The sequence below is a fragment of the Crystallibacter degradans genome, assembly GCF_012952295.1.
GTDB lineage: Bacteria > Actinomycetota > Actinomycetes > Actinomycetales > Micrococcaceae > Crystallibacter > Crystallibacter degradans.
This window is the reverse complement of record NZ_JABBCH010000005.1, coordinates 132065-144905: the sequence shown is the minus strand read 5'-3', so window position 1 is coordinate 144905 and position 12841 is coordinate 132065. Positions and strand designations below refer to the sequence as shown.

General features: G+C 65.2%; 12 protein-coding genes. 4 read left to right on the top strand and 8 right to left on the bottom strand.

Translation table 11 applies throughout. The features are described 5' to 3' along the window. Window positions 1–17: 17 nt before the first annotated feature. The 3 genes from acnA to HGO92_RS10850 all read right to left on the bottom strand — a co-directional run bounded on the left by acnA (window position 18) and on the right by HGO92_RS10850 (window position 6358). Complete coding sequence (acnA, locus tag HGO92_RS10860; RefSeq protein WP_169994646.1) at window positions 18–2807, bottom strand: aconitate hydratase AcnA; 2790 nt, start codon at window positions 2805–2807, stop codon at window positions 18–20. A 252-nt stretch (window positions 2808–3059) separates the two neighbouring features. After that, window positions 3060–4385 carry a class I SAM-dependent RNA methyltransferase gene (locus HGO92_RS10855; RefSeq protein WP_169994645.1) on the bottom strand — a complete coding sequence of 442 codons (1326 nt, stop codon included), beginning with the start codon at window positions 4383–4385 and terminating at the stop codon, window positions 3060–3062. Beyond that, window positions 4385–6358 (bottom strand): APC family permease, encoded by a 1974-nt coding sequence (locus tag HGO92_RS10850; protein WP_169994643.1) that lies wholly within the window; start codon window positions 6356–6358, stop codon window positions 4385–4387. Before HGO92_RS10850 ends, HGO92_RS10855 begins: the two co-directional genes overlap by 1 nt. A 141-nt stretch (window positions 6359–6499) precedes the next feature. On the opposite strand from HGO92_RS10850, the gene HGO92_RS10845 reads away from it, so the two are divergent. Both HGO92_RS10845 and HGO92_RS10840 read left to right on the top strand, forming a co-directional pair. After that, window positions 6500–7174, top strand: coding sequence for an NAD-binding protein (locus HGO92_RS10845; protein WP_169994641.1), 675 nt, complete (start codon window positions 6500–6502; stop codon window positions 7172–7174). Further along, a complete protein-coding gene (locus HGO92_RS10840) occupies window positions 7171–7872 on the top strand; it encodes a potassium channel family protein (protein ID WP_169994639.1) in 702 nt (233 codons plus the stop codon). The genes HGO92_RS10845 and HGO92_RS10840 overlap by 4 nt, the downstream gene beginning before the upstream one ends. Here HGO92_RS10840 and HGO92_RS10835 read toward each other — a convergent pair. The 4 genes from HGO92_RS10835 to dut are packed head-to-tail and all read right to left on the bottom strand — an operon-like array spanning window position 7810 to window position 10163. After that, the gene (locus HGO92_RS10835; protein WP_169994637.1) at window positions 7810–8541 is read right to left on the bottom strand and encodes a DUF3159 domain-containing protein; all 732 of its coding nucleotides are present in this window, start codon (window positions 8539–8541) and stop codon (window positions 7810–7812) included. The two genes, HGO92_RS10840 and HGO92_RS10835, sit on opposite strands and share 63 nt — an antisense overlap. Window positions 8542–8544: 3 nt before the next feature. Next, on the bottom strand, window positions 8545–8901 hold the full coding sequence (locus HGO92_RS10830) for a hypothetical protein (protein WP_169994635.1): 357 nt from the start codon (window positions 8899–8901) through the stop codon (window positions 8545–8547). Then, window positions 8894–9676 carry a DUF3710 domain-containing protein gene (locus HGO92_RS10825; protein ID WP_169994633.1) on the bottom strand — a complete coding sequence of 261 codons (783 nt, stop codon included), beginning with the start codon at window positions 9674–9676 and terminating at the stop codon, window positions 8894–8896. The genes HGO92_RS10830 and HGO92_RS10825 overlap by 8 nt, the downstream gene beginning before the upstream one ends. A gap of 58 nt (window positions 9677–9734) precedes the next feature. Beyond that, a complete protein-coding gene (dut, locus tag HGO92_RS10820) occupies window positions 9735–10163 on the bottom strand; it encodes a dUTP diphosphatase (RefSeq protein WP_205834415.1) in 429 nt (142 codons plus the stop codon). Between the two features lie 201 nt (window positions 10164–10364). Here dut and HGO92_RS10815 point away from each other — a divergent pair, with 201 nt between their 5' ends. Then, window positions 10365–10865: a DUF3093 domain-containing protein gene (locus tag HGO92_RS10815; protein WP_169994629.1), complete on the top strand. Its 501-nt coding sequence runs from the start codon at window positions 10365–10367 to the stop codon at window positions 10863–10865. 100 nt (window positions 10866–10965) lie between these two features. Here HGO92_RS10815 and HGO92_RS10810 read toward each other — a convergent pair whose 3' ends face one another. Next, entirely contained in the window at window positions 10966–11265 is a 300-nt protein-coding gene (locus tag HGO92_RS10810) for a DUF4193 domain-containing protein (RefSeq protein WP_074702559.1), read from the bottom strand. Window positions 11266–11567: 302 nt separating this feature from the next. On the opposite strand from HGO92_RS10810, the gene sepH reads away from it, so the two are divergent. Then, on the top strand, window positions 11568–12821 hold the full coding sequence (sepH, locus tag HGO92_RS10805; RefSeq protein ID WP_169994628.1) for a septation protein SepH: 1254 nt from the start codon (window positions 11568–11570) through the stop codon (window positions 12819–12821). Window positions 12822–12841 lie beyond the last annotated feature (20 nt).

Sequence of the window (12841 nt, the reverse complement as noted above, 5' to 3'; positions counted from 1 at the left end):
GGTTCGTACCTGAACCCTTACGCTGCGGTCAGCTGACGCAGGACATACTGCAGGATTCCGCCGTTACGGTAGTAGTCCGCTTCGCCCGGTGTGTCGATGCGCACAACAGCGTCGAAGCTGGTGGTTTTGCCGTCTTCGTCCGTGGCGGTAACCTTCACCGTCTTCGGCGTGGAGCCGTTGTTGAGCTCGGCCACACCTTCGAAGGCGAAGGTCTCCGTGCCGGCGAGTCCGAGCGACGCGGCATTCTCGCCCACAGCGTACTGCAGCGGCAGCACGCCCATGCCAATGAGGTTGGAGCGGTGGATGCGCTCGAAGCTCTCGGCGATGACGGCCTTGACGCCCAGCAACGCGGTGCCCTTGGCGGCCCAGTCGCGGGACGAGCCCGAACCGTATTCCTTGCCGGCCAGCACCACCAGCGGGGTGCCGGCGACCTGGTAGTTCATCGCAGCATCGTAAATGTAGGCCTGCGGACCGCCGGTCTGCGTGAAGTCGCGGGTGAAGCCACCCTCCACGCCGTCCAGCAGCAGGTTCCGCAAACGGATGTTGGCGAACGTACCGCGGATCATGACCTCGTGGTTACCGCGGCGCGAGCCGTAGGAGTTGAAGTCCTTGCGCTCCACTCCGTGCTCGAGCAGGTAGCGTCCTGCCGGGCTGTCGGACTTGAAGGAGCCGGCCGGGGAGATGTGGTCCGTGGTCACCGAATCGCCAAGCTTGGCCAGGACGCGCGCGCCGGCGATGTCCTGCACCGGCTCCGGAGTGGCCTGCATACCCTCGAAGTACGGTGGCTTCCGCACGTAGGTAGAGTCCTGGTCCCAGGCGAAGGTGTCGCCCGCGGGAGTGTCCAGCGCCTTCCAGCGGTCGTCGCCGTCGAAGACACCTGCGTAGCCCTTGACGAACATTTCCTCGTCGATGGAGCTGTCCATGATGGACTGCACTTCCGTCGGGCTCGGCCAGATGTCCTTCAGGAAGACATCGTTGCCGGCCTCGTCCTGGCCCAGCGGGTCATTCTCGAAATCGAAGTCCATGGATCCGGCCAGGGCGTAAGCGATGACCAGCGGCGGCGACGCCAGGTAGTTCATCTTCACGTCCGGGTTGATCCGGCCTTCGAAGTTGCGGTTACCGGACAGGACTGCCGTTACCGAGAGGTCGTGGCCCTGGATGGCGTCGGAGATCTCGGTTTCGAGCGGGCCGGAGTTGCCGATGCAGGTGGCGCAACCGTAGCCCACCGTGAAGAAGCCCAGCTTCTCCAGGTACGGGACCAGCCCGGACTTCTCGTAGTAGTCGGTGACAACCTTCGAGCCCGGAGCCACGGAGGTCTTCACCCACGGCTTAGAGGTCAGACCCTTGTCGACGGCGTTGCGGGCCAGCACGGCGGCGGCCAGCATGACCGAGGGGTTGGACGTGTTGGTGCAGGAGGTGATGGACGCAATGGTCACCGCTCCGTGGTCCAGCACGAACTCCCGGCCGTCATCCATCTTGACGGTGACCGGCTTGGTCGGACGCCCGTTCGAGTTGGCGGCCGCCGAGTGGCGCACCATGGAGGTCATGGCCGGCGAGTCCGAGGCGGGGAAAGACTCCTCGAGGGCCTCATCCAGAGCGTCCTCGTTGGCTGCTGCCACGTAGTTGTGCAGGTCCTTGCGGAACTGTTCCTTCGACGAGGAGAGCTCGATGCGGTCCTGCGGACGCTTCGGTCCGGCGATGGACGGCACCACGGTGGACAGATCCAGTTCCAGGTATTCCGAGAACTTCAGCTCGCGGGACGGGTCATGCCACAACCCCTGTTCCTTGGCGTAGGCCTCAACCAGGGCAACGTTCTCGTCGGAACGTCCGGTGAGGCGCAGGTAGTCCAGGGTTACGTCGTCGATCGGGAACATGGCGGCAGTTGAGCCGAATTCCGGGCTCATGTTGCCGATGGTGGCGCGGTTGGCCAGCGGAACCGCGGCGACGCCTTCGCCGTAGAATTCGACGAACTTGCCGACAACACCGTGCTTGCGCAGCATTTCGGTGATGGTCAGGACGACGTCGGTAGCCGTTGCGCCCGCGGGGATGGAGCCGCTGAGCTTGAAGCCGACCACGCGCGGGATGAGCATCGAGACGGGCTGGCCGAGCATGGCCGCCTCTGCTTCGATGCCGCCAACGCCCCAGCCCAGTACGCCCAGGCCGTTGACCATGGTGGTGTGGGAGTCGGTGCCGACGCAGGTGTCGGGGTAAGCGCGCAGCTTGCCCTCGACTTCGCGGGTCATGACGGTGCGCGCCAGGTATTCGATATTGACCTGGTGGACAATGCCGGTTCCCGGGGGGACAACCTTGAAGTCGTCGAACGCAGTCTGGCCCCAGCGCAGGAACTGGTAACGCTCGCCGTTGCGCTGGTACTCGATTTCCATGTTGCGCTCGAGCGCGCCGGCGTTGCCGAAGGCGTCGATCTGCACCGAGTGGTCGATGACCATCTCGGCCGGGGCAAGCGGGTTGACCCGGGAGGCGTCGCCGCCGAGTTCCTTGATTGCCTCGCGCATCGTGGCGAGGTCGACCACGCAGGGCACACCGGTGAAGTCCTGCATCAGGACACGCGCGGGGGTGAACTGGATTTCCGTGTCCGGCTGGGCGTTCGGGTCCCAGTTGGCCAGTGCGCGGACGTGGTCCGCGGTGATGTTTGCGCCGTCCTCGGTGCGGAGCAGATTCTCCAACAGGACCTTGAGGCTGAACGGAAGGCTCTCGGCGCCTTCGACGGAATTCAGCCGGAAAATTTCATATTCGGACCCGGCAACGTCTAGTACGCCTTTGGATCCGAAGCTGTCCACATTACTCATAACAGGACTCCTCTCGCCACACTTTATCTTTGTCCGGGCAGCAGTCCCCCGCTAGTTAGGCTTCCCTAATTCACGCACACCGCTGATCGTGGCAGACGCTGATGGAACCAGCAGTCTGCATTCGCCGGAATTGGCTTTCACGGTTCCGGCCGCATCGACAGCAGTGCCGTGCGCGGCCCCGGACATCCTTTTCCCATCCTAGCCCTCCGCCCGGAATGCGACGCAGTGATGACAGGCACTTCCAAATGCGGCTCAGGCCCGCGGCGGCACCAGCTCCGCGAAAGACTCCATATGGTGTGTGTTCGGATACAGGTCCAGCACCCGGAGTGTCTTGAGCTCCCAGCCAAGGGCCTGGAAGTAGCCCAGGTCGCGGGCAAAGGATGCCGGGTCACAGGAAACGTAGCCCACCACCCGCGGCCGCTGGTCGTGCACCAGGTGCACCACGGTCTTGCCGGCGCCGGCGCGCGGCGGATCGAGTACCACGACGTCCAGTACGTCTTGCGACCGGAGCGCCTTCTCCACCTTGCCCTGGACAATGGTCACCTGCGGCGCGGCATGCAGGTTCTTGCGTGCGTCGCGGCTGGTGCCCGGGGACCCTTCGACCGAGAGCACCGTGCCGGTCACGCCTACCGCCTCAGCCAGCGGAGCCGTGAACAAGCCGGCGCCGGCGTACAGATCCGCCACCCGTTCCCCCGGTTGCGGGCGCACACCTGCCATGACCGCTTCGGTCAGCACCTGGGGTGCGGAGCGGTGGATCTGCCAGAAGCCGTCTCCGGTCACGCGGTATTGGTGGTTCCCGCAGGTCTCGGCCACCCACGTCCGGCCCCTCAGCCGGGTCAGTTTGCGTTGCTCGGGCTCCCAGACGGCAACCGAGGCGGACGGGTCGATGGCGCCGGCCACGGCGGCCATCCGCCGCGGCGACGACCCTGGCTCTGGTGTCAGCAGCACCAACGGCGCGGAACCGTTCGCCGGCGCCGCCACCTCGACGCGGGACACCTGGTTCAGGTCCGCCTCCCACAGCCGCAGATCGTTGATGGCAGCCACTGCCAGCGGCATCCCGGTGACAGGCACCAGTTCATCGGAACGGTGGGCGTGCATGGCCAGATGCCCGCTCTTGTCCACGGCAAAGGCCGCCCTGGTCCGCCAGCCCAGCCCGCCGTCGTCGTTCTTATCCGCAGCTTCCACAACGACCTGCCGTTCGACGCCGGCCAGCCGCTGCAGCTGCTCTTCGAACACCGCGGCCTTGAGCCGCCGCTGCTCGGCGAGCTCGATGTGGCCGAACTCGGCTCCGCCGACCGCCGGACGGCGGCGCTTAGCCGCCAGCAAGGCGTCCGCGCGGTCCCAAGGGTGCGCCACGCGGTGGGGCGAAGCCTCAAGTACCTCGACCGTGTCGGCGCGCCAGAAACCGGAGTCGGCGCCGCCGTCGGTAACCCGCACGCGCACGAGTTCACCAGGCAGCGCGTGCCGCACGAAGACCACGCGGCCCTCGTGCCGGGCGACAAAGTGCCCGCCGTGCGCCGGAGCGCCGATTCTCAGCTCAAACTCAGCGGGGTCAGTGCGGTCAGCGGCCTGCGCCATTAGGGAAACTCCTGGTATTTGCGGACGGCATCGGAGGAAGCCAGCTGCCAGGGAACGCTGGCAACCATGACTCCGGGTTCGAAATGCAGTCGGGTTTTGATCCGCAGGGCGGTCTGGTTGTGCACTAGCTGCTCCCACCAGCGGCCCACGACGTACTCCGGAATGTACACGACCACCAGATCGCGCGGTGAATCGCGGCGGATGTTCTTGATGTACTCGATAACCGGGACGGTGGTGTCGCGGTACGGAGACGCCAGGACCGTGATGGGCACGGGAATTTTGAAGCGTTCCCAGTCCGCCAGCGTCGCCTTTGTCTCTTCCTCGTCGATGTCCACGATGACGGCATCGAGTTTCGACGGGCGGGAGGCGCGCGCAAAAGCCAGCGCACGCAGCACCGGCTTGCGCACGTGCGAGACCAGGATCACGGCGTGGACCCGGGACGGCAGCGCGGTGGCCGGCTGGTTCTCGTCCACGGCCAGCTCCTGCGCCACCTGCTCGTAGTGCCGGTGGATGCTGAACATAATCAGCGCCAGGATGAGGATTCCGGCCACCGCAATCCATGCGCCGAACACAAACTTGCTCACCAGCACCACCACCAGCACCGTGGCGGTCATGATGAACCCGATGAGGTTGATGACGCGCGAGCGCGCCATTCGCCGTCGTACTTGTTTATGCGGTGTGGAGCGGATCAACCGGGAAAAATGCTTGATCATGCCGAGCTGGCTGAAGGTGAACGAGACGAACACGCCCACCACGTACAGCTGGATGAGTTCGGTGACATCGGCCTCGAAAATCAGGATCAGTACCAGGGCGGCGCCGGCCAGCGCCATGACGCCGTTGCTGTAGCTCAGCCGGTCGCCGCGGGTTCGCAGCTGCCGGGGCAGGAATCCGTCGGTGGCCAGGATGGAGGCCAGCGACGGGAAGGCGTTGAAGGCAGAGTGGCTGGCCAGGACCAGGATCAGTCCCGTAGCCGCCAGGACAAGGTAGAACAGGACGTTGCCGCGGTCGAAGACGGTCGCCGCAAGCTGGCTGATGACGGGCGTCTGCAGATAGTCCGCCGGCAAGGGGCCGCCGTTGAGCCTGAGCTGCTCGGCGGGGACCTGGACCACGTGGACCCGGGTGGCGCGCGCCAGATACAGCACCGCCATTGTCATCACGGTGGCGGCAACGCCGAGGACCAGCAGCGCCGTCGCAGCGTTCCTGGCGCGTGGCGGCTGGAACGCCTGGACGTTGCCGGCCGGCGTTTCCACTCCGGTCAGCGCTGCGGCGCCGGTAGAAAACGCGCGCAGCACCAGCAGGGCTCCGGCCAGACCGGTCAGCCCGGCCTGGAACTCCGCAGCCGGCACAATGTCCAGTCCCGCGCTGGGCGCCAGCCGGAGTTCGCCGGTCACGTCCTGGATGAAGCCCACCAGGCACATCAGCAGGATCAGCCCTACGAAGGCGTACGTAGGGATGGCCACCGACCGGCCGCCGCGCCGCAGTCCGCGCAGGTGCAGCAAAGCAAGAATTACGACGCCGGCAACGGCCGCCGTCGTTTGCCATCCCCTGAGCGCGGGGAACGCCGCAATGACGTAATGCGCAGCGGAGGACATGGAGACCGCAACGGTGAGCACGTAGTCGAACATCAGGGCCGAACCGACGGTGATGCCGGCATTCTTGCCCAGGTTTTCGCTGGCGATCTGGTAGTCACCGCCGGAGGGGTACGCGTGCACGCTTTGGCGGTAGGAAGCGACGATGACCAGCAGCACCACCATGACCGCGAGGCCGACCAGCGGCGACAGCGCGACGGCGGCCACTCCCGCCAGCGCCAGGGTCAGCAGGATCTCATCCGGCGAGTACGCCACGGAGGAGAGCGCGTTGGCCGAAAACACCGGCAGCGCCAGCCGTTGCGGCAGCGGTTGGGCTTTGGCACGTTCGGTCCGGAACGGCCTGCCCACCAGGATGCGCTTGAGCGCGTTGAGGGTGGTCAGCATGTTCCGCCGTTCCACGCACGCACAAATACGGACACAGTCATCACGCATGAAAGCTTACTGCCGCGGGCGCCACCGCGCTGTTGCGGCGCTCTTGCCGATAAGCTTGCTGCTGGACAGCATGCTTCAAGGGAAGGGAATCCGGTGGTGCATTTCGTGATCATGGGGTGCGGGCGCGTTGGTGTGACACTGGCGCATACGCTGGACGAATCGGGGCACAGTGTGGCGGTGATCGACCAGGACGACAGCGCCTTCCGCCGGCTGCGGAGCGACTTTTCCGGGCGCAAGATCACCGGCGTCGGTTTCGACCGCGACACCCTGCGTCACGCGGACATTGAAAATGCCTATGCCTTCGCCGCCGTCTCCAGCGGCGACAACTCGAACATCCTGGCCACCCGGGTAGCGCGTGAGACCTTCCATGTCCCCCACGTCGTCGCCCGGATCTACGACCCGGGGCGGGCCGAAATCTACCAGCGGCTGGGCATACCTACCGTGGCTGCGGTCCGCTGGAGCGCGGACCAGGTGCTGCGGCGCATCCTGCCCGAACAAAGCATCAAGGGCGACTTCCGGGAAGCATCCGGGCGCCTGATTCTTGGCGAAGTGTCCCTGCACGACGGGTGGGTGGGACATGGCTTCGCGGAGATCGAAGCCGCCTCCGGCGCCCGGGTGGCGTACCTGACGAGGTTCGGCGAGGGCATGCTGCCCGGCCCCCAATCGCGCTACCAGCAAGGCGACATCGTCCATGCCATGATGAACGTGGCCGCCACCCATGAGATTGCCGGCATCCTGTCCAAACCGCCGGTTAAGGAGTCCGAATGAAGGTAGTTATCGCCGGGGCAGGCAGCGTCGGCTCTTCCATTGCGCGGGAGCTGCTCTCCAACAACCACGACATCCTGCTCATCGACCAGAAGCCGGAGGCGATCGGCCGTAGTGGCCTCAAAGGCGCCCGCTGGCTGATCGGGGACGCGTGCGAAATCACCACGCTGCGCGATGCCAACCTTGATGAAGCCGACGTGGTGGTTTCCGCCACGGGCGACGACAAGGTGAACCTGGTGGTCTCGCTCCTGGCCAAGAGCGAATTCGGCGTCGCCAGGACTGTCGGGCGGGTGAACAATCCGAAAAACGACTGGATGTTTGATGACTCGTGGGGCGTGGACGTAGCCGTCAACACGCCGCGGCTGATGACCGCGCTGGTGGAAGAGGCGGTGGAGATCGGCGATCTGGTCCGTCTGCTGACGCTGCAGACAGGGGTGGCCTCCATGGTCGAGTTCACCGTGCCGCACGATTCGCCCCTGGTCGGCAGGACGCTGGGGTCCATCGACTGGCCGCAGGACGCCACGGTCGTCGCCATTCTGCGCGACGACGCGCCGATCACGCCAAGTATGGACGACGTGATCGAGGACAGCGACGAGCTCTTCTTCGTGACGACGATCGCTGCCGAAGACCAGTTGCGGTCAGTGCTGACCGCCCGGAGCAGCGGTGCCGCCGACGACGGCCCCGCCGACGACGGGGCGTGAGACCATCCATGCCAGCCACAGGCCGAGTGCGTAAAGCGGCACGCCCATGACCAGCCGCGCGGTACCCAGCGCCACCAAGGCATCCGGTCCCATGAAGTACAGCGGCACCTGGACCGCCAGGCGCAGAGCCAGCACAGCGATGACAATCCAGGTAGCCAGCGCGTAGGCCCGCAAACGGCGCGGCTCCTTCCGCCAGTCGGTCCCTTCGCCCCGGATGAAGCCGAACAGCAGTCCGGCCAGCGGCCATTTGACCGCTATCGAAATGACCATGCCCACGATGTAGGCGGCGTTGGTGAAGAAGCCCGGGATGTAGAAGGTCTCGGCCCGGCCCGTTGTGTTGGCCACAAACGCACAGATGGCAACGCCGATCAGCCCGGAAAACGCCTGGACCACGGTGCCGCGCTGGATCAGCCGCAGGACAGTGAAGATTGCCGCGATGCCCAGCGCCCCGATCAGGGCCGGTGCCAGATCGCGGACAACGGTGAAGACCACGAGGAAAACCAGACCGGGCAGAATGCTTTCGGTGAGGCCCCGGACGCCGCCCACGGATTTGAGCACGTCGATCTGGCCGTCTTCGCGGCGCTCCACTCCCGCGCGCGCTGCGTAGGCGCCGGCGAGCTCGCTGACGGATTTCTCCTGCTCATCGCGAGGTTCGGGTTTTTCAGTCATGGCTCAATTCTCCAACAGGCTTTGGATTTCATAGCGCGGGTTGTACATCGTCGGCAATCCGTCGACTTCGAACACGGTTCCTTCGAAACCCAGCCGTATGCCGGCGTCGATCCCCGGCACCCGCCGCTGGCCCAGCCAGATGAGGCGGATCCTCGCCGGCCGCTGCTGCACGCCGGCCTCCGTGGCCCGGTCCCCGGGCCCAGTAGAGGTCAGCACGGCGGAGAAACTTGGCGCCTGGCCTACGGGCAGAATCGTGATGGCTTCCACATATCCCACGGAGCGCACCCGTCCGCGCTTCGGCAGCCCTTCCAACGGAATAACGACGGCGGACCCGGCATCGGGGCGCCGGTCCTTAGCCAATGTGGGTGATTTCGGGTCCGCGCTCGGGTGCGCTCAAGCCGGGAGCGGCCTGGCCATCCTGGGTGCGCAGGCTCGCGTCCTTGGGCAACCGCAGTGTCAGCAGATCCCGTGGCGGCAACGGCTGGTCGCCACGGACCACAACGGTCTGGCGGAAGAGCTCTTCCAGCTCCGCGGCCTTGGCCCGGTCCAATGCCGCCCCACCACCGATGACTCCGCGCAGGAACCAACGCGGACCGTCGACCCCAATGAAGCGCGCTACCCGGAAGCCAGACTTCCCGTCCGGCGTCTGGGCCGGAAGCTTGGCCACAACTTCGGTGCCCAGCGGTCCGCTGACCTCCTCAACGGTCCCGCCCTGGGAACCGATGGACGAGGCCAGCTGCTCGCGGATTTCGTCCCACAAGCCCTCGGATTTAGGCGCAGCGAACGCCTGCAGCTGCAAACTGGAACCGGACAGATCCAGCGTTACGGCAATGACCCGCTGTGTTTTTTCCTCTACTTCCAGCCGTAGCTGAAGTCCGTCACGGGGCTGGATTTTCAGCGCGCCGAGATCGAGGTATCCCTCATTGGTCTCTTTTTCGGCGCTATCGAAGGGTCCGCTGCTGCGCAGTTCCGCATCGGTTTTGGCAGCCTTCGGCAATGCCTCGGCTGCTTCCGGCTGATCCGGGACCGCTGTTGCATCGGATGCTTCGCCCGGAGTCTGCTCTACGGCGCTCTCCGCTGCGGTCTCCGGCAGGTCGCTCGTGTTGTTCTGGTTCTTGCGGCGCCCAAAAATCATCGTCGGGTCCTCTCTGAAGCCGCTGGCTGGCCAGCGGCACTTGTGCTCGGTCGGCGCTTCATCGGGCTGCGCTAAAGCCGCCGGTCGACCCGAACCCGCCGGCTCCCCGAATGGAGCCGGGCAGCTCGTCGACATGTTCAAAGGCGGCGTGCTCTACGCGCTGGATGACCATCTGCGCAATGCGGTCCCCACGCTTGAAAGTCAGGGTCTCGGTTGCATCCGTGTTCAGCAAGGTGACGGCGATTTCGCCGCGGTAGCCGGCGTCGACGGTGCCGGGTGCGTTAACAATGGTCAAACCGTGTTTGGTCGCCAGGCCCGAGCGCGGATGAATCAAAGCCACATACCCTTGCGGCAGCGCGATAGCCACGCCAGTGGGGACAAGAATCCGCTCCCCCGGCCCTATCCTGAAGTCAATGCGGCTGCGCAGATCAGCCCCGGCGTCGCCAGGGTGGGCGTAGCCCGGTGCCTCCAGACCGTCGTCGAGCATTTTCAGCTGAACGTTCAGCGTGGGTTGAATATCCTGCACTCGCTACCATTTCCTTGCCGATGGCGGCACTGCCGCCGCGAGAGTTTCCGCACATCACTCTAACGCTTTTTGGCGCGGAACAGCTACGTCATGCACTGCCGGCCCCGCGGCTCCGCCGGCTGCCGAGGTGAAAAGCCGCAGGAAAGGTGAAAAGCTGGATTTATGAGCACAAACGCCACTCCCGCCGGTAGCACCGGCCCCGCTTCCGGGACACCCGGATCCGTCATATACCAGGAACGTCTGTGGCCGAACTTCTGGATCTGGCTGATCGCGGCGGGCACGGCCGGAGCGGTGATTTTCGTGTTGGCACCGATCAGCCTGACGACCGGCTACATTGCCGCGGCGGTCGCTGCGATTATTCTGGTGGTTCTGCTGATCGTTTCGGCGCCGCGCATTACCGTAACGGAGAAAACACTGCAGGTGGGCCGCGCACAGATCGAGCGGAAATTCGTTGGCCAGGTCGACGCCTTCACGGGCGACGATGCCACCGCCCAGCGCGGAACGGAGCTGAATGGCACCGCCTACATGTGTTTCCGCGGCTGGATCCAGCCGGTGGTCAAGATCGAAATCACCGACGAGGCGGACCGGACACCCTACTGGATCACCTCCACGCGACGGCCGAACCAGCTCGTGGCCGCACTGTCCAAGCGGGACAGCCAGTAACGAGCGGACCACCGGCGGCCATCACCTGGCCGCCCGCGTGTTCACCGTGTGCGGCAGCGGCTGCTCTCCGGCAACCACTGCCGCCGGCAAGTAGGGCCGCTTAGCCTTCACAATCCTTGCAGTACAGGAGCCCGTCCTTTTCCCTGGCCACCTGGGACCGGTGACGGACGAGGAAACATGATGCACAGGTGAATTCGTCTGCCTGTGCAGGCATGATGCGCACCGTCAGCTCTTCGCTGGACAGGTCCGCCCCCGGCAGTTCGAATCCTTCGGCCGCTTCTGCTTCGTCCTCGTCAACGACGGCGGACTGCTTGCTCGTGCGGTGGGTCTTCAGCTCCGCGATGGATTCCTCGCTGGTCTCCTCATCGGTCTTGCGAGGCGCATCATAATCAGTCGCCATAATTGTGTATTCACGCTCCGGTGTTGCAGTTGTAAGCCGGTCTTCCGGGCCGGCAAGCCCATCACGCCCGATGATGTGTTTGGTCACAACGCCCGCGGCGGGGATTTTGTGCCCATAACGCGAAGATTGTGGCCTATTCGAAGCCTGAATACCAAACCGTTTTCTCCGTGGGCACCCAGATAAGCGCCCAAACGGCGAAACTTCGGGCATGAACTGCACGCCACACCCGCCTAAACAGTAGGTATTAGGCAGTATCGGTGGCAGAGTTTCAGTGAGGAATTGTCGTCTGGTGGAGGGTTTTCATGCAGGATCTACGGCTGGTGGGTGTCCATGAGGATGGCGAACATCTGCTGTTGAGCGGGGGCGGCGGGGAAAGTTACCGCCTGGCGATTGATGAAGCGCTCCGTTCCGCAGCAGCGCGCCCGTCAGTGCGGGTTCCCGCTGCTGATTCGGAGAACGGGGGCGCCGCGATGTCCCCCCGCGAGATTCAGGCGCGGATCCGTGCCGGAGCCTCCGCGGAACAGGTCGCCGCCGAATCGGGCCTCGACATGGCACGTATCCTGCGGTACGAGGGACCGGTCCGGGCCGAGCGGGAATACATGGTCCAGCAGGCGCAGCGGGTTGAGGTCGCTTCGGCACTGCCGTCACACGACAGCTACCGCTCTGCCTTCGGAGATGCTCCCGCTACCCTAGGCGAGATGGTCGCCCACCGCGTGAATGCGTTCGGCATCGACGCGGCCTCATTGGAGTGGGACTCCTGGCGGCGTCAGGACGGCGCGTGGGAGGTCATTGCACGTTTCGATCCGCCCGCTGTTGCCAGCGGTTCAATCGGCGAGGAACCTCCCGCCAAGTGGCTTTACAGCCCCACCAGCAAAACCGTGCAGAACAGCAACCGCTGGGCGCAGCAACTCAGTGAACTGGAGCCCTTGGACGGTCCCGTCCCGGCGCGGCGCCTCACGGCCGTGGCTGACCGGGTCTTCGACTTCGAGGCAGACACCAACGCTGATCCCGAAACTGACTCCGCCGCGGGGGACGAAGACACCACGGACTCGGACAATCTGTTGGAAGTGCTTCGTTCCCGCCGCGGCCAGCGGCTCGGCGTTGACGAAGAAGCCGACGACGCGCTTGCACTCCTGCTGACTCAAGGCGGCATCCCCGCCGCCCATCCGCGTGAGGGGATCCTCGCCGGGGATGATACGGATGCAGACGGCAACGGTGGGCGGCCGAGCAGTCCGTTCACGCTCAGTCTCGCCCCAGCTGACCACGGGGCCGATCGTTCGCTCGATCTTCATCCGGGTGTCAGCATGGAGACCAGGGAAATAACGGTCTCCGGTGCCCCCTTGCCGGAGGACCGTACGGATGCGGCAGCGGACGCTGCCTCCGAACCGGCCTCGGCAGACCAGGACCAAAGCGCCGAGCCGACGGAACCTGCGGAAGCGGTGGCGTCGGCAGATGCGGCGGCGGCCGAAGAGCAGCAGCGCAAGCGGTCGATGAAACCGAAGCGCTCCAGCGTCCCGAGCTGGGACGAGATCGTTTTCGGCACCAAGCACGAGTAAGCCGGACGGCTGCGTCCCGC